Source organism: Shewanella sp. KX20019 (genome assembly GCF_016757755.1).
In the GTDB taxonomy this organism is placed as follows: Bacteria; Pseudomonadota; Gammaproteobacteria; order Enterobacterales; family Shewanellaceae; genus Shewanella.
In genome coordinates this window covers 3,213,950-3,231,444 of record NZ_CP068437.1, presented here as the reverse complement: position 1 = coordinate 3,231,444, position 17,495 = coordinate 3,213,950, and the positions used below count along the sequence as shown (strand labels likewise).

16 protein-coding genes and 1 other annotated feature are annotated in these 17,495 nt (G+C 45.2%); of the genes, 7 read left to right on the top strand and 9 right to left on the bottom strand.

Going from position 1 to position 17,495, the window contains the following annotated elements; translation table 11 throughout:
* Window positions 1–303 precede the first annotated feature (303 nt).
* Both JK628_RS14145 and JK628_RS14140 read right to left on the bottom strand, forming a co-directional pair.
* Window positions 304–705: a hypothetical protein gene (locus tag JK628_RS14145; protein ID WP_202285269.1), complete on the bottom strand. Its 402-nt coding sequence runs from the start codon at window positions 703–705 to the stop codon at window positions 304–306.
* 106 nt (window positions 706–811) lie between these two features.
* Complete coding sequence (locus JK628_RS14140; protein ID WP_202285268.1) at window positions 812–1,123, bottom strand: hypothetical protein; 312 nt, start codon at window positions 1,121–1,123, stop codon at window positions 812–814.
* 345 nt (window positions 1,124–1,468) lie between these two features.
* On the opposite strand from JK628_RS14140, the gene JK628_RS14135 reads away from it, so the two are divergent.
* Complete coding sequence (locus JK628_RS14135; protein ID WP_202285267.1) at window positions 1,469–2,428, top strand: integron integrase; 960 nt, start codon at window positions 1,469–1,471, stop codon at window positions 2,426–2,428.
* A gap of 115 nt (window positions 2,429–2,543) precedes the next feature.
* Here JK628_RS14135 and trpA read toward each other — a convergent pair whose 3' ends face one another.
* The 6 genes from trpA to JK628_RS14105 all read right to left on the bottom strand — a co-directional run bounded on the left by trpA (window position 2,544) and on the right by JK628_RS14105 (window position 9,378).
* Window positions 2,544–3,353: a tryptophan synthase subunit alpha gene (gene trpA, locus JK628_RS14130; RefSeq protein ID WP_202285266.1), complete on the bottom strand. Its 810-nt coding sequence runs from the start codon at window positions 3,351–3,353 to the stop codon at window positions 2,544–2,546.
* Window positions 3,346–4,560 carry a tryptophan synthase subunit beta gene (gene trpB, locus JK628_RS14125; RefSeq protein ID WP_202285265.1) on the bottom strand — a complete coding sequence of 405 codons (1,215 nt, stop codon included), beginning with the start codon at window positions 4,558–4,560 and terminating at the stop codon, window positions 3,346–3,348. The genes trpA and trpB overlap by 8 nt, the downstream gene beginning before the upstream one ends.
* Window positions 4,561–4,634: 74 nt before the next feature.
* Window positions 4,635–6,053 (bottom strand): bifunctional indole-3-glycerol-phosphate synthase TrpC/phosphoribosylanthranilate isomerase TrpF, encoded by a 1,419-nt coding sequence (trpCF, locus tag JK628_RS14120; protein WP_202289828.1) that lies wholly within the window; start codon window positions 6,051–6,053, stop codon window positions 4,635–4,637.
* A gap of 70 nt (window positions 6,054–6,123) precedes the next feature.
* Window positions 6,124–7,173, bottom strand: a complete 1,050-nt coding sequence (trpD, locus tag JK628_RS14115; protein ID WP_202285264.1) for an anthranilate phosphoribosyltransferase — start codon at window positions 7,171–7,173, stop codon at window positions 6,124–6,126.
* A 7-nt stretch (window positions 7,174–7,180) separates the two neighbouring features.
* Entirely contained in the window at window positions 7,181–7,798 is a 618-nt protein-coding gene (locus JK628_RS14110; protein ID WP_202285263.1) for an aminodeoxychorismate/anthranilate synthase component II, read from the bottom strand.
* Window positions 7,795–9,378, bottom strand: coding sequence for an anthranilate synthase component 1 (locus JK628_RS14105; protein ID WP_202285262.1), 1,584 nt, complete (start codon window positions 9,376–9,378; stop codon window positions 7,795–7,797). Before JK628_RS14105 ends, JK628_RS14110 begins: the two co-directional genes overlap by 4 nt.
* A gap of 86 nt (window positions 9,379–9,464) precedes the next feature.
* Window positions 9,465–9,575: a sequence feature (Trp leader region), on the bottom strand.
* Window positions 9,576–9,992: 417 nt separating this feature from the next.
* On the opposite strand from JK628_RS14105, the gene rnm reads away from it, so the two are divergent.
* The 5 genes from rnm (at window position 9,993) to rluB (ending at window position 13,844) form a co-directional block, all read left to right on the top strand.
* Window positions 9,993–10,871, top strand: a complete 879-nt coding sequence (gene rnm / locus JK628_RS14100) for an RNase RNM (protein ID WP_443019968.1) — start codon at window positions 9,993–9,995, stop codon at window positions 10,869–10,871.
* Window positions 10,868–11,488 carry an L-threonylcarbamoyladenylate synthase gene (locus JK628_RS14095; RefSeq protein ID WP_202285260.1) on the top strand — a complete coding sequence of 207 codons (621 nt, stop codon included), beginning with the start codon at window positions 10,868–10,870 and terminating at the stop codon, window positions 11,486–11,488. The genes rnm and JK628_RS14095 overlap by 4 nt, the downstream gene beginning before the upstream one ends.
* 93 nt (window positions 11,489–11,581) lie before the next feature.
* A complete protein-coding gene (locus JK628_RS14090; protein ID WP_202285259.1) occupies window positions 11,582–12,370 on the top strand; it encodes a segregation and condensation protein A in 789 nt (262 codons plus the stop codon).
* Between the two features lie 12 nt (window positions 12,371–12,382).
* Window positions 12,383–12,979, top strand: a complete 597-nt coding sequence (gene scpB, locus JK628_RS14085) for an SMC-Scp complex subunit ScpB (protein WP_202285258.1) — start codon at window positions 12,383–12,385, stop codon at window positions 12,977–12,979.
* Window positions 12,972–13,844, top strand: a complete 873-nt coding sequence (gene rluB / locus JK628_RS14080; RefSeq protein ID WP_202285257.1) for a 23S rRNA pseudouridine(2605) synthase RluB — start codon at window positions 12,972–12,974, stop codon at window positions 13,842–13,844. The genes scpB and rluB overlap by 8 nt, the downstream gene beginning before the upstream one ends.
* Before the next feature lie 82 nt (window positions 13,845–13,926).
* Here the strand turns inward: rluB and JK628_RS14075 are convergent, their stop codons facing one another.
* Window positions 13,927–14,664 (bottom strand): YciK family oxidoreductase, encoded by a 738-nt coding sequence (locus tag JK628_RS14075; protein ID WP_202285256.1) that lies wholly within the window; start codon window positions 14,662–14,664, stop codon window positions 13,927–13,929.
* Window positions 14,665–14,926: 262 nt separating this feature from the next.
* On the opposite strand from JK628_RS14075, the gene JK628_RS14070 reads away from it, so the two are divergent.
* Complete coding sequence (locus tag JK628_RS14070; protein ID WP_202285255.1) at window positions 14,927–17,428, top strand: VolA/Pla-1 family phospholipase; 2,502 nt, start codon at window positions 14,927–14,929, stop codon at window positions 17,426–17,428.
* The last annotated feature ends 67 nt before the right edge of the window (window positions 17,429–17,495 follow it).

Here is a 17,495-nt window from a genome sequence, read left to right as displayed (position 1 = left end):
TAGACTGAAGACAGGTGTCACGACGGATTATGTAAGGTAGGCGCTGCTTATTGAAAGATAAGTAATCCACGGATATCAGCATGACAACCGACGAAATTACTTGCTTCATCGACTGTGTTAGCTCAATCCAATTTGGATGAGAAGAAAAGATAAAGGCTTAAGTATTTAGGCCGGTATCGTCATGTTCTGCTTGACGTGGGGAGTCATACCAACGCCCTGTTAAGGGGCTGCTAATGTTTGGCTAAAATGTGAAGCGAAGCGAAACCGAGCCAAACGTTAGCAGTCCCGCGCTTAAACAGCTTGTTAGGTACTTGGAGATACTGTCCAGAGAACATTAACTTCTTTTGGAAAGAACTCAATGTCTAAACCACAAACCTCTCCTTGATTATTTAATACTGCATAAGAGGCGCTGGTATTTTCAAAATTGATATCAGAATCCAAATCCACTGGTGAAAGTTTGTGACCTATTACATTTAGCTCTGAAACAATACTCTCACATTCATTAAAATACGCTTCACGGCGTAATTTATCGTTTAGGTAAACAGAATCAATTGCTCCGCTGTTTTTAACAAACTTTGGATGTGTAATTCTAGTCAGCGCCGTATCAATTTTTTCTTCTAGCTCGATTTTCAAGTCACGGAGCAAGAATTGCAATTCTTCAAATGAACAACTTTTCATTTGTTCCAGACTAAATTTTTCATCCATGCTACAGAAGTACCTAACGCCCTGCTAATAAGTGAGCCAAGTGCTGGCGGGCGATTTGCTCAGCAAATGGCATGACAGCCTTGGTGAATCTGAATTTAGCAGCTTGTTAGGCTTTGACTCTGCTTGGACCATTATATTTAACGATGTAGTTTCCATAGCTACCAAAATGCTTTTGCCTACTCAAATAGTGAGGATCTCTTTCGTAATGCCAACGGCAATACTCTATAAATGATGCATCCTCTTCACTTAATTCTTTCGATAGTTGTTCCAACCGGTATGTGCACCGCATCAGCTCTAGGCAATTATCTTCATTGGCTCCGTTGGTATCATAGAGTACGCCTGCAGGGAGCTCATGAAGCGTATAATCCAGATAACTATACAAAGCTGAGTATTCTTTTTTTACTTCGCTAACAGCCATAACGATCCCCGAAGCCTAACATTTTAATATACGGCTTGCGCGTTTTGCCAAACCATTCTGGGAAAGCGTGCACTGAATGTAACCTTGAAAACCCTTTTAAAGCAACCAATTACTAATGATAGTGAAGGATTGTATCCAATACTTTTTCTGACAAAAGTTAGTTGCACACTTTGCTTTCCGGTTATCTCAACATTTCAAGAAAGCACACTTTTATGTAACTGAATTTACATATCTTTATTACGACCTGCAATAGTAAACCGTGAATTAGACCTTCTGGGTTGTCTTGATTTTTTAGAAAAAGCAATAATACTGTATATAAGCACAGTGATTTTGTAAGGTATAACAATGCAGCCCTCTAGTCCTTTTTTGGAATCAATCAGACAAGATATACGCTTGCGAGGATATAGCTTGCGAACCGAAAAAGCCTATCTTTACTGGATTAAACGTTACATACTTTTTCATCAAAAAGCTCACCCTAGAACCCTCAACTCTGTCGATGTTAAAAACTTTTTAAGTTGGTTGGCAAATAGTCAGAATGTAGCGGTTAATACTCAGAAGGTTGCGCTAAATTCATTGGCTTTTCTATACCAAAAATGTCTTAAAGTTGAGCTAGGTGATTTAGGTTTTAGTTTGGCTACAAAGCAACGAACGCTCCCCACCGTGTTATCACCCAAAGAGGTTTCTCTGATATTGAAGAATATGGATGGAACTGCAAAATTGGTGGTAGAGATGCTCTACGGTAGTGGTATGCGTGTTAATGAATGTTTGAGGTTAAGACTTCAAGATATCAATATAGATAATCTCTCTTTGACCATTCGAGACGGAAAAGGCAACAAGGACAGACAGACACTATTGAGCCAATCTTGCTGTAGTAAACTCACTAATCATATTGAACAATCCATTCAATTACAGAAACAGGATAACAAAAGTGGCTTCGGTCCATCACTACCTTATTCTTTAGGGAAAAAATATCCGAATGCATTTCGTCAATCTGCATGGATGTTTTTGTTTCTATCAACCCATATCTGTGAACATCCTGTGACGAGAGTTCCTTGTAGACATCACCGCCATGATAGCGCTATAAGAAAAGCGCTTCAAAAATCGGTTAGAGTAAGTAATATAATGAAAAAAATAAATTGCCATACCTTTAGGCACTCGTTCGCCACTCATTTACTTCAAACTGGCACTGATATACGTACTGTGCAGGAGTTACTAGGGCATAACGACCTCAATACGACTCAAATCTACACGCATGTTTTAGGGCAACACTATGCGGGAACAAGTAGCCCTATGGATGCTCTCTAGTTAATAGCAGGGTTACTTAGGTACAATTGGCAACAAAAAACAATAAAAAAGCGCGGCAGCTATTAGTCTGTCGCGCTCTTAGGTTTGACGAGGGAAGACTGATCTCCCATGGCGATTAACGAGCTGTTGCAGCCTTCATATTACGAGTAAATTCAGCCAGTGCGCTGAGCAAGTTGGCTTCATTGCCTTTATTTGCATCGATGATTTTGACTACGGCAGAACCTGAAATCGCACCTGCGGCGCCCGCATCAATCGCCGCTTTAACTTGCGCGGGCTCTGCAATACCAAAACCAAGTAGTGGTGGCGCACCTTTGAACTCTTTAAGACGGTTCAAAATATCGCTGATAGGCATACCGGCCTTCGACTCTGTGCCGGTGACGCCGGCACGAGATAATAGGTAGGTATAGCCTTCGCCTTTTTCACTTACTAGCTTTAATGTTTCACTGTCGGCATTGGGCGGCGCGATAAAAATGGGTGCCACGTCATGAGCTTTTGCAGATGCAATAAACGGCTCAGCTTCTTCTACCGGCACATCGGCAATGAGTACCGAGTCGACGCCAGCGGCTTGCGCTTTGGCGTAAAAAGCATCAATGCCATTAGCGAATACCAGGTTAGCGTAAAGCAGCAAGCCAATCGGTAACTCTGGATATTTAGCGCGAATTGCACTTAGCATTTCAAAACACTGAGTTGGCGTAGTGCCAGCCGCGAGCGAACGTAGGTTTGCCCCTTGGATCACCGGGCCATCGGCTAACGGATCTGAAAATGGAAACCCTAGTTCAAGCGCATCAGCGCCGTTTTCAACCAAAGTATCGATGATCTTGAGCGACAACTCAGGTGAAGGATCGCCTAAAGTGACAAATGGCACGAATGCGCCTTGATTCTTTTTATCAAGGGCTGCAAATGCGGTTTGATAACGATTACTCATTGCCACTCTCCTTCGCTATTTTTTCTTTTTCTTGGGTTGCTAATATGTCGGCTACGGTAAAGATATCTTTGTCGCCTCGACCCGAAAGATTGACCACTAACAGGGTTTCTTTGGTGGCGGCTTTTGCGAGTTTAACGGCATAGGCAATAGCATGGGCAGATTCCAGTGCAGGAATAATGCCTTCGCTGCGAGCCAATAACTGGAACGTCTCTAATGCTTCATCATCGGTGGCTGACTCGTAGGTGGCACGGCCTGTTGCGGCTAGGTGTGCGTGCTGTGGGCCAACTGATGGGAAATCAAGGCCGGCCGATACTGAGTATGACTCTTCAATTTGGCCTTCACTGTCTTGCATTAGTGGCGCTTTCATACCAAAGAAAATACCGGTTTTACCGTGCTTTAATGGCGCGCCATGCATTGGAGTATCAATACCTTTACCTGCAGGCTCAACACCGATTAGTGCTACCTCTTCATCATCGATAAAGTCGGCAAACATACCGATGGCATTTGAACCACCACCGACACAAGCGATAACCGCATCGGGTAAACGTCCTTCACGCTCAAGGATCTGCTTTTTAGTCTCGGCGCCAATCATGCGCTGAAATTCGCGCACTATGGTTGGGAACGGGTGCGGACCTGCAGCGGTACCTAATAAGTAGTGCGCTTTGTCATAACTACCAGACCAGTCGCGCATCGCTTCATTGCAGGCATCTTTTAGGGTGCCAGAACCTGAGGTGACCGGAATAACTTCGGCGCCCATTAGCTTCATTCTAAAGACGTTGGGCGATTGACGTTCGATGTCTTTCGCGCCCATGTAGACTTTGCACTTTAAGTTAAGCAATGCACAGGCGAGGGCAGTTGCTACGCCATGCTGACCCGCGCCGGTTTCGGCGATGATCTCTTTCTTACCCATACGCTTTGCCAGCAGTGCTTGGCCTAACACCTGGTTAGTCTTGTGCGCGCCGCCGTGAAGCAGGTCTTCACGTTTGAGGTAAATTTTAGCCAATGGATTAGGGCTAAGATTTTTAGTTAACGTCAGTGCAGTTGGGCGACCTGCGTAGTTCTTCAGTAGGTCGGTAAACTCTTTTTGAAACGCTTCATCTTCTTGCGCTTCGATAAAGGCGGTTTCTAGTTGCTTGAGGGCTGGCATCAAAATTTGCGGTACGTACATGCCGCCATATTCCCCAAAATAGGGGTTTAACTTACTCATAATCTGTTCCTTTATCTTTCATTTCTTACTGCAGTCCAGCGTTTATGTTGCTGGCGTGCAGGGGGATTCTCATACTAGTACTGACGCAGATGCTTAAATGTTTCGGCGATTTTGTGATGATCTTTGACCCCAGGGCTTTGCTCGAGGCCACTGTTAAAGTCGAGCCCATAAAAGCCTTGGCTAGCGGCAAGTTTGGCGTTATTGGTGCTTAAGCCTCCCGCTAACATCGCCAGGTTGCGATTAGGAATTGCTTGTTGCCAATCAAAAGCTTGTCCGGTGCCGCCAAACTGACCGTCACTTTTACTATCGAATAGGATGCGATCGGCATTGCTCGGAGCCTCAAGCTTAGTATCACTACCGTCGCATTTAACGGCAACCGCTTTCCAAATTTGGCAATCTATTTTTAACTCTGCCAGTGCATCTCGAAGCGTATCAATTTCAAGTGCGGTCTCTTGTCCATGCAGTTGCACCGCATATAGTCCAAGCTGACTTGCAAGTGCTGTGATTCTATCGCTAGACTCATTTACAAAAACACCGACTAGATTAAGTTTATAAGCTGATGTTGCTAACTGAGTTATAAGCTCAACGGCCTGCGCTGGCGTTACGGCTCGAGGTGATTTTTCAGCGAAAATTAATCCACCATAAATTGCACCCTTTTTGGCGGCTTCAATCAAATCTTCAATACGGCTTAAACCGCAAACTTTATTATGACCAAAGGTTAAGGTTCTGCAGGCCAAATCTAAGTCATCTTCCGCCATCAATGAGCTGCCGACAAGAAATCCGTCGACCAACGGCGCCAAACGGCGTACTTGGGCATTATTGTAGATCCCTGACTCACTAATCACCACGCGATCAGCTGGAATTAGCGGTGCTAACGCTTCTGTGGTGGCTAAATCGGTTGATAAGTCACGTAGGTTACGGTTGTTAATACCAATTATCGCAGCATTCAATGTAATGGCGCGCGACAGTTCAGCTTCGTTACTCACCTCAGTTAAAATATCTAACTGATACTTGGCAGCTTCGGCAGCCAGCGCTTGATAGCGAGCATCATCGAGTACCGATAGCATTAACAATATCGCATCGGCGCCCTGATGGGCGGCGAGTTTGATCTGGTATTCATCAACGAAAAAGTCTTTGCACAAGATAGGCTGACGCACACGGGCGCGGACGCGAGGTATGTAGTCCATGTCGCCTTGGAAAAAAAGCTCGTCAGTTAATACTGAGATCCCAGCGGCGTAGCGGTCATAAACATCGGCAATGGCGTCCACATCAAACACATCTCGAATAAGCCCTTTCGATGGGCTGGCTTTCTTGCACTCTAAAATAAAGCCCGCATTAGGCGCTTTAAGTGCATCAAACAGGCTGCGGTCTGATTGCTTCGGCATTAAACTCGCCTCAGGAAAACGTAGTTTTAAAGCCGCAATATGTTCAGGCTTGGTATCAACAATTTTGGTTAATACATTGCTCTCTGTTGCAGTCGTGCTGTTGGCCATTGATGCTTCTCTTAAATCAGTCTCGTGATTGGTACTGGTATTAGTGCTTGTATTAGAATGTTGGCTCACACTAAGCTCCTTCCGCTTGGCTTGCATCAGCCAGCGCTGTCAGCAGTTGGTAGGCTTTACCGCTTTCAATGGTGGCTAACGCCAATGCTGTGCCAGCTTTTGGTGAGTCTGCAACACCTGAGATGTACAGGGCGCAACCAGCGTTAATCGCAACTGCGTTAATGTGTGCCGTTGAGCCTTTGCCTTGCAAAATCGCCCGGGTAAATGCGGCGTTGTCTTCTGGTGCACCGCCCTCAAGGTCGATTAACTGCGCTGTTTCTACGCCAAGTTCGCTTGGGGTAAGGTAATACTCAGTAATAGTGCCTTCATTGAGCTCATTTACCAAGGTGTTACCGTGTAGTGCTACTTCGTCTAATCCGCTACCGTGAACGACCATTGCGCGTTTTATGCCAAGGGCTTTAACGACTTGTGCGATGGGAGCCACCAGTTCGGCGCTATACACACCGAGCAACATAAAGTCAGGGTGTGATGGGTTAATCAGTGGTCCAAGTACATTGAACAGGGTTCGAGTTTTAAGTGCTTGTCGAACTGGTACAGCATGGGCGACGCCGCCGTGATAATGGGGCGCAAACAAAAAGCAAAGGCCTAAGTTATCTAAACAATCACGGGCGGTTTCAGGCGCCATGGTCAAATCGATGCCGAACTGAGCTAAAAGATCTGACGAGCCAGATTTACTTGAAACGCTGCGATTGCCATGTTTAGCGACTTTTGCACCGGCGGCTGCGGCAACAAAAGCGGCGGTAGTCGAGATATTGATGGTGTTATGGCCATCGCCGCCGGTACCGACAATATCCACAATACCTTGTGCTACCGTGCTCTCACTTGGTGTCGGAAAGTTTTTTGCGGCGGCTCTTAACGCATCTGCTGCGCCTGATATTTCATCAATGGTTTCGCCGCGCATTTTCATCGCAACTAACATCCCCGCCATGGTGACTTCGTTCATTTCGCCTTGAATGATACTGCTAAACAGTATTTTAGCTTCTTGACGGCTAAGGCATTCACCACGATAAAGTGATTCAAGCAGTCGGGCATTTTCAGGTGTTGTGGTCATGACTGTATTATCCTTTTCCGTCAAGTTTGGTATTGGTTTGAATTATTGATTGTGCAAGGTAATTTAACGACTGCACTAACAACTGGCTGCCAAGCGTGGTGAGTATTGATTCTGGGTGGAATTGAAATCCTACGGCCTTATCTTGTTGATGAATGATGGCCATCGGCATATCTTCAGTGGTAGCAATAACTTCTAAGCAGTCAGGCACCTGAGTTGCCACTAAACTGTGATAGCGAGCAACGGGCAAAGGTGAGGGCAGGTTGGCAAAGATATCTTTACCGTTGTGCACTGTTGGGCTGGCTTTACCGTGTACCACTTGCTGTGCTCGCTCGACCTTGCCGCCATAATGTTCAATCAGTGCTTGATGCCCTAAGCAGATGCCTAACATTGGCAGCTTGCCGGCAACTTTGCCAATTAATGCCATTAGTGAACCCGCTTCATGGGGCGCGCCAGGACCTGGTGATAACACCAATGCGGTTGGTTGTGTTTCATTCAGTAACTTGGCTGCGATAAAATCGGCGTCGACGTCATTTCTATAAATAACCACTTCATAGCCTAGGCTTCTAAATTGGTCCACTAGGTTATAGGTGAATGAGTCAAAGTTATCGAGTAGATAGATCTTCATAGTCCACCTCCCATCTTGATGGCTGAAATGACGGCTTGTGCCTTTTGTCTTGTTTCATCGGCTTCGGCTTGTGGATCTGAGTCATACACAACGCCCGCACCAGCTTGGATATAAGCAGTGCCGTCTTTGACAAAAGCGGAGCGAATAACGATACAGGTATCCATATCACCAAGCCCATTGAGGTAACCTACGGCGCCGCCGTAACTGCCACGACGGGTTTTTTCTGCGCCGCGAATAAGTTGCGCTGCACTGACTTTGGGCGCGCCTGTTAAGGTGCCCATATTCATACAGGCTTGATAGGCATGTAAGGCGTCAAGGTCGGTTCGCAGCTGACCTGTGACTCGGCTAACGAGATGCATAACATGGGAGTAACGGTCAACTTTTAATAGCTCCGGTACTCTTCGAGTGCCACTTTGGCTTATTCTAGCAACATCGTTACGTGCCAAATCGACGAGCATGATGTGCTCAGACAGCTCTTTTTTATCGAGACGCAGTTCCAGCTCATTACGGCTATCTAGATCAAAATCAATCTCACCATCGGCAGTCTTACCGCGCTTACGCGTACCTGCAATGGGATAGATCTCAACTTGATTGGTACAGGCCTCATATTTAAGTGCACTTTCAGGTGAAGCGCCAAAGAGGGTGAATCCTTCCCCTCTAAAGTAAAACATGTAGGGGCTTGGGTTGGTGAGCCTTAGGGCTCGATACGCACCGAGTGTATTAGGGCAGGGCAGGCTAAAGCTACGAGATGGCACCACTTGGAAAATATCACCGGCAATGATGTGCTGCTTTAGATCATTAACCGTTTGTTTAAACTCACTATCAGAGATGTTTACCTGAGTCTCAGCATTAACGGTTTTTAGCTCAGCAATAGGGTCGAGGGATCTACAGGTTTGCTGCAGCTCCGCCATTCGATTTGCAAGTGTTGTTTGAACATCTAGCTTATCTACCTCGCTAAAGGTGTCAAACTGGTGGGTGATGATGTCGGCAGTTTGCTGTTGGTGATCAACCAGAATCAAGGTTTCGGCGAGATAGAATAGATAGTCTGGGCAGCTATTGTCGCCTTCTGGTACTTGAGGTAACGGCTCCACAGTATCAATCAGATCGTAGGATAATACGCCGCCCAAAAATAGGTCTTCAAACGCAGGCGCCTCATTGCAATGTATATGTTTGACCAGCATTCTTAAGCCATCAAGTGGAGAGGTTGCCTTTAAGCGAGCATCCTCATCAAGTTGGCTAGACTCTTTTTGCAATTTTACCGTTAACGAGTTTGTCGATGATTCGGTAAACTCCGTTGTGGCAAAATTGGCACTTAAAAACTGCTTTATAGGTTGTAACAGTTTTTGGCCGTTTTGAGTAAATGCCTCAAAACAGAGTTTATAGCCATCGCAGCGGATCTTCATTGCTGCATGGGTCAAAATCATACTTTTAAGGTGGTCTTTGCTCTCAATATCTGCAGACTCAAGCAACATGGTGTGCGGTGCATCGTTGGTCACATGCTGGTATAAGCGCAACGGATCGTCATGATAAGCAAGCGCTTCCTTTTGAGTCACCACTTTAGCAATTGTGTTCATTGTCATATCTCTTTTAACGTTATCTTTATAATGAGAAATCAAGAGCCTGCCACTTGGGGAACTGTATCTAACGCTATTACTGCCGTTTAGATACAAGAAAGCCCGCAATGTGTGCGGGCTTTCTTGTTGAATCTAGTCTCAAACTGATTGAGCACAGATTTTCACACCACCCGCTAGTTTGGGAAGTGCCACCACCAATTAATGTTTTGGAAAGTTGTAAACTGTGTCATTAAATTATCAATCTAGTTTGTTGTCGTGGCTATATAAAAACATTTGCAGACAAAGGCTGTCAATTGAATATTCCTCTTTTTGAGAAAAGATAATGAAAATTTAACGGTAAAGGCGAGATGAGGAGCGAAAGGGTGTTGATTTTGGCATTATTTTGAAAAATATTTACCTATTTAACAAACCGTACACTAACACCGCAAGACTCGGGGAGTTGCCCCGCTAGGTATCAAGGTGAGTTAGTGCATTAAAGATGCGTTTTTTGATGAACAAAACGTATGATTCACGAGTGCCGTTTTAGTCCGAGAGTCATTACTATCTAAAACACCCAAATAATCAATTTGATTACATTTAGGCTATTTAAATCCCCTTTAATTTGTAAACTCACGTATTATATGGGGATGAAAGATGAAAACATTGATGAAATAAAATTGGTTGATCTGCACAGTCATACGACGGCATCAGATGGTCAACTCACCCCTTCAGAATTAATAGAACGTGCTATCAGTAAAGGTGTGCAAGTGTTTGCTATCACTGACCATGACACCACCGATGGCCTACAAGAAGCACACCAATACAATCAAAGCCATGAAACGCCATTAGAATTAATCAACGGTGTTGAGATCTCCACCTGTTGGAACAGTTTCGATATTCACATTGTGGCACTCAATATTAATATTGAGGATCCAGCTATGGTTGAGTTTTTAGCACATCAACGCGAACTAAGAGCTGCTCGAGCGTTTGAGATAGGCGAGCGACTCACAAAAGCAGGCATCGAAGGCGCATATGATGGTGCTAAATTTTATGCTGGTGACGCTGCAATTAGTCGCGGTCATTATGCACGTTGGTTAGCGGAGCAAGGCTATGCCACGACGACAGCCAATGTCTTTAAGAAGTACTTAGCTCGCGGGAAGACAGGTTATGCACCTAATAATTGGGGGGATATGGCCAGTGCTATTGCCATTATCCATCAGGCGGGCGGCGTTGCCGTTTTAGCCCATCCAAGTGGTTACAAACTGTCAGCTAAATGGTTAAAACGCTTAGTGCGGGAGTTTAAAGAAGCCAATGGCGATGCGATTGAAGTGGTATTGGGTCAACAGACTATTGATGATCGCAGTAATTTGATTGCGTTAAGTGTACTCAATAACTTGATGTGCTCACTAGGAAGTGATTTTCATTTTCCAGGAAGCTGGATAGAGCTGGGCAAAAATATGTTCCAACCCCAAGGTGTACATTGGGTTTGGCAGTCAGAAAAATGGAAGGAAGCACCATGAGTCAGTTTTTTTATGTGCATGAGGACAACCCTCAAGCACGCTTAATCAGTCAAGCCGTCAACGTGATTCAAAAGGGCGGCGTCATTGTCTATCCAACAGATTCAGGCTATGCGCTGGGCTGCTTGTTAGGTGATAAAGATGCAATGAGTAGAATTGCGCGTATTAGGCAAATCGATAACGACCACAATTTTTCACTAATGTGTCGTGATCAGTCAGAGCTTGCAACTTATGCTCGGGTGGATAATCAAGCGTATCGCGTGTTAAAACATAATACGCCCGGGCCTTATACGTTTATCTTTAAAGCATCAAAAGAGGTGCCTAAACGTCTGCAAAATCCAAAGAAGAAAACCATAGGTATTCGTGTACCAGATAACGTCATTGCGTTGGCGCTATTAGAGGCGCTTGATGCACCATTGATGTCTACCAGTTTAATTCTACCGGGTGAAGAGTTTACCGAGTCAGATCCTGAGCATATTCGTGACATTCTTGAGCATCAGGTAGACTTGATTATCCATGGTGGTTACTTAGGTGAGAAGCCAACAACTGTCATTGATATGTCAGAGGGTGACATTGACATTATCCGCGAAGGCGCTGGAGATGTGACCCCATTCCAATAAGCTGTGCTCTAAGGTAACTTAAGGTGAGTATCGCTTTAAACAGTCGTTATTTACGGGTATAATCGCGCGTTTGCGAAAGAGTGGGTGTGACGGATGGGGGCAATTGTACAAAAATTACCTTTAGCCGTGGTGCGAGGTGAGCCTGTAAAGGTGATGCCGAAGGATCTTTTTATTCCGCCCGAAGCGTTAGAGGTATTTCTTGAGTCCTTTGAAGGGCCGTTAGACCTGCTGTTATACCTTATTCGCAAACAAAAACTCGATGTGGTTGATCTGCCTATATTTGCGGTAACCCAGCAGTACCTTGAGTACGTGCGTCTACTACAAGGCGCCAAAGTTGAGTTAGCGGCGGATTATTTGGTTATGGCTGCAACATTAGCAGAGATTAAATCTCGGCTATTACTGCCTAAACCTGAGATTGAGCTTGAGGATGAAGAAGACCCTCGCGCTCAGTTAATACGTCAATTAAAAGCGTATGAAGTGATAAAAGAGGCGCAAGAAAAGTTAGATGTGCTGCCGAGAATGGGGCGCGACTTATTTCAAGCAAAAGCGGTTCCAGCTGCCAATATAAAGCCAGAGTTATTACCACCTGAAGTGTCACTTACCGAAGTCGCACGCGCGTTTTCATCAGTACTTAAGCGTATTGAGGCCACTGAAAGCCATCATGTTGTTCGAGAAGTATTATCTACTCGGGAACGTATGACGCAAATTTTGGCAAAGCTGAACGCGCAAACTTACTTGCCTTTCGAAGCATTGTTTGATTTTGAAGAGGGGCGAAGTGGTGTTGTGGTGAGCTTCTTGGCATTAATGGAACTGGTGAAGGAATTGTTGGTTGAACTGGTACAAGCTGAACCTTTTTCGACTATACATGTTAGAGCGTACTAAGGATCTAAATCGTTGGCACAGATTAATCCCGAGCAGCTAAAGCAGTTAATAGAAGCGAGCCTTTTCGTGTTGGCTAAGCCAATGACGATCAAAGCGCTTAAAGAAACCGTACTTGCAGAGTTTACTGTTTCTAGAGCGAAGATAAAGGCCTCTATTGATGAGCTGCAGCTTGATTATGAAGGGCGTGGAGTACAGCTAGTTAAGGTTGCAGGAGGGTATAGATTTCAAACTCTTGCAGAGCTAAGCCCGTACTTGCAACCATTGTGGCAGGAGAAGGCTGCTAAATATTCTCGTGCCACCATAGAAACATTGGCAGTTATTGCCTATCGACAACCTGTCACCCGTGGTGATATTGAGTTTGTTCGAGGTGTGGCAATTAGCAGCCATATCATTAAGAGTTTAAACGATAGGAACTGGATTAAAGTTGTGGGTCATAAAGAAGTGCCGGGAAGACCAGCGCTTTATGCCACAACCACAGAGTTTCTATCATATTTCGGTTTGGACAGCATCACGGAACTCCCGTCGTTGTCAGATCCCGAATCATTGGACGCACTTTTCTCGACAGTGAAAAGTGTTGCCGAAAAAACAGAAGAGTCTACTAATGAGTGAAAAATTGCAGAAAGTCTTGGCCCGAGCAGGCCATGGCTCCCGTCGTGAGATGGAGGCATGGATTGCTGCAGGCCGAGTTAGTGTTGACGGTGAAATAGCAAGCCTTGGTGATCGCATTGAATCTGATGTCAAAGTGCGCATTGATGGTCGTACTATTTCCATAAAATCTGAAGAAGATGTGATTTGTCGTGTTATTGCTTATCACAAGCCTGAAGGTGAAATTTGTAGTCGTAAAGACCCAGAAGGTCGCCCTACGGTATTCGACCGCTTGCCAAAAACTCGCGATTCACGCTGGGTTGCGGTTGGACGTTTGGATATTAACACCTCAGGTTTATTACTATTTACCTCTGACGGTGAGTTAGCGAACCGTCTTATGCACCCATCAAATGAAGTAGAGCGTGAATACGCTGTACGTACGTTTGGTGAAGTTAATGATGCTTGTATCCAGCGTTTACGCATGGGTGTCACCTTGGAAGATGGTCCTGCTAGTTTTGATAAAGTCAAAGCAGCTGGCGGCGAAGGCATGAACAAGTGGTGGCACGTCAGCTTAGCTGAAGGTCGTAACCGCGAAGTGCGTCGTTTATGGGAATCTCAAGAGGTTCAGGTGAGCAGACTTATCCGTATTCGCTATGGCATGATTGAGCTACCTAAATCTTTGCCACGTGGCGGTTGGATTGAGTTACCGATGGAAGACGTTAACTACTTGCGTAAAACTGCGGGTATGGAAGACGAAACTCGTAGCATACTCGGCACTGATAAACACAGTGTTGCTCGTGCTAAAGTCCGTGGTGCCAAGATCCGCCGTGCAGTGAAAAAGCATAAATCGACTGCATCAGCAAATAAACCTAGCCGTAGTCGCTCGTAGATAGTGATAGCAATAAAAAGGCCGCTATTTTAGCGGCCTTTTTTGATCCTACTGTGTGTCCCGTCCTGAGATAAGTAAGTTATTACTGTGCGTTAAGCTGTTGGCCATTAACGTCGCTTGAGTCTTTGCCCATTAAATACAGATAAGTAGGCATAATCTCTTCAGGCTTTTTAAGCAGTTGTGGATTTTCAGCTGGGTAGGCATTAGCACGCATACCGGTGCGAGTCGCACCTGGGTTAATACTGTTAGTACGAATGTTACTGCCTTCGTATTCATGAGCGATTGCCTGCATCATGCCCTCGGTCGCAAATTTCGACATTGCATACTCTCCCCAAAATGAGCGGGCTTGGCGGCCAACACTGCTTGAGGTGAAGATAAGCGACGCGCTTGCTGATTTACGCATGACTGGCAGTAAGGCTTTAGTTAACATAATTTCAGCAATCACATTAACTTTAAACACCTCTTCCACAGAGCTCATAGTGATATGTTCAAACGGACCTAACACGCCTAACATGCCGGCGTTATGCAATAATCCATCTAATTGTCCGAATTGCTGTTCAATAGTTTCAGCCATATCGAGGTAGTTTTGCTCGGTAGCGCCTTTCAGATCGAGCGGAACAATAGCAGGTTTTGGATAACCAGCTTGTTCAATCTGGTCATATACTGCTTCTAGCTTTTTTACCGTTTTACCTAACAGAATGACTGTGGCGCCGTGCTGAGCGTATGTTAGCGCCGCTGTTTTTCCGATGCCGTCACCAGCACCTGTGACTAATATAACTTTGCCATTAAGTAAATCTTTTGCAGCTTGATATTCCAACATGAGTTAATACTTCCTCTGAGCTCAAACGCCCGTCACTTCTAGAGTCGCTGATATGGTAAACAGCTGTTTAAAACAAACGATTAATTATTGATCGATTATTCATCAATCGTTTGTGACAAAAATGTAGCTAAGTCAATGCTTTTACGTTAACTTGAGTTGAGTTAAGGGCTAACAATAAGCCCTATTGGTCATACTTTGCTGACTATTGTGACCAATTTCCTAGTAAAAACAAAATTATTACAACAAGATTTGGGGAAAAAAGATGAAAAAGCTCTTTTTGGGTGTCGCAATCACATCTGCATTGGGTCTCACTGCTTGTAGTGAAGACAGTTATAACGAATTAGTAGATAAGACGGAACCATTGGTCCCTCAGTCTGTCATTGTTTTCGATCCCGGCAACGGTGAATTACCGCTACCTAACGATATCCTTTTTAGTGGAACTCTTGATGGTACCATTAATATCCCACAAGATGACGATCCAACCAAGCCAAGCGAAGCAAACGGGGATTATACCGATCCAAGCATAGCCTTGGGTGCATTAGATGGTTGGTCTACCACAGCGCCTATAAGTATTGAAGTTGCTCCAGCGATGGACAGCGACGGTACTGTATTGACCTTAAGTAAAGCATCGGTTGAACAACCCGGTGCGGTAAGAATGTTCGAAGCAACAGTGGGCGGTTCACTTTCTTCTGATCCAGAATGTAGCAGCGCGCCTGATATTTCAGCCTGTAAAATCGGTGAAGAGCTGCAGTTTGGTGTTGATTTCGTTACGACAACCTCAGGTAATAAAATAGTTATCGTGCCGCTTAAACCACTTAAAGCGAAACAGTCTTACATATATGCCACCACCAACCTGATCCAAGATTCAGCAGGACGTGCAATCGCACCTTCATCTACCTACATATTGCTGAAGTTAGATATTGAAACTAAGCCACTAGAAACACCTTCACAGCTTTTACTGCAAGCCGCGGTAAACAGTTACGAGAAGGGGATGGCAGCTGCGGGTGGCCCGGATGCTGAATCCGTTAGTTATTCAGGACTATTTACCACGCAATCTGTTGCTGATGTTTATGAAGTGTCAAAACTATTAATTGCAGGCCAGCCTGGTTATATGCCTGAGTTTGTAACTCCGCCTACTGACAGTGGTTATACGTTGGCGCAAGTGTTGATGATGCCGCCAGAGCACCCAGCCTATGGCGGTGCGAGTAAAGTTAATGTTTGGAGTGCTTCATTAAAACTGCCGGTATACAGTGAATGCTCATCAACAAACTGTTTCGATGCGGAAGGCAATATTTCAATTAGCGGCTGGTGGACAGCGGCTTATGATAGCCCAGTGTCAGTACTGACCGCGCTGCAAGCGGGCACGCTGAGCCAAGAGAACTACTTTACACAAGCAACAGTGCATGGCATCGAAGATCCAGTTGCTGCATTGAGCGACCCAGCGCAATTGGCTGGCAAACTATGGTTCTTGGATGACGGCACAGCTGCTGATAAGGCGAGGCATCTAACCAAGTTTAACCCGATCCCGCAAATTAAAAACTATGAAGTTGTACCTGTGCAGATGACGGTACCTAACTTCGCGCCAGCACCCGCTACAGGTTGGCCAACAACGATCGCTTTGCATGGTTTGGGTGGCGGTAAGGAGATGGCATTTGCCTATGCTGGTACATATGGAGAGATGGGCGTTGCCACTGTTGCGATTGATATGCCACTTCATGGTGCCCGCTCATTTGGTAAAGATTTAGTGGTTCCTGGTGCGTATACTGTTTCAGCATCTGATCCTAGCTACGGCGCAGTTGTGGGAGACGAGACACTGTTTTCATTAGGTGATCCTTTAGCGTTTATTAACATAGCAAGTACACTGACGGTACGTGATAACTTCCGTCAAGCAACTTTCGATCATTTAGCCGTACGTGCTGCACTAACTGGCTATGCTGGACAATTGGCAGCAGCTGGCGCCCCACAGGTATTTGACAATAACCAGATTAGTGCACAAGGTTTAAGTTTAGGAGCAATCGTAGGTACTGACTTTGCCACTTATGCAAATACGGGGCTAACGCATCCAACAGGGGCTGATCTCAGTTATGTTTATAAACTGAATGCTGCATCATTAGTTGCGCCTACAGGAGGGTTTGCGGGTACTTTCATAGGCTCAGCCACGTTTGGTCCAATGTTGTTTGACAACATTATTACCAGCGAAACCTTTATGGCGCTGGTTGAAGAAGCGAATGAAGATCTCGGTTATGAGCCCGGTACGCCGGAATACGATGCATTAGTCAAAATGGTATATGATGCGTTTTTACCAACCTTTGCTTTTGCGGTTCAAACGGCAGTCGATAGTGCAGACCCAATTAACCATGCCGCGATGCTTAAAGCGACAGGCTTGCCACTACACCTGATTGAAATCGTCGGTGATGGCGCTAACAGCTTGCCTGATCAGGTGTTGCCTAACCGTGTTCCTGGATATCCAGTATCTGGTACTGAGCCGCTCATTGAAAATCTTGGTCTTGAGTGTGTCGATACGACAACAGTAGGCTCTGGTGTTGTGAGATTTACTAAAGGACACCATAGCTCTATTATCTCTCCATCACCTGTTGAAGGTGTTACTGATGGCTTAGAAGATGTGGTGACTGTTGAGATGCAGACTCAAGCAGCATTTTTCTCTTATAGTGCTGGTTTGCCGGATGCCGTGAGCCCGACTATCTATCTTGGTTTGGTTGTAGGCCCTGATGCTGCAGCAGCTGTAGTCCAACCTTGTATGTAAAGTAGATTGCTTTTTAATCAAAAAAGACCCAGCTTATGCTGGGTTTTTTATTGGCATTTTTTATTAC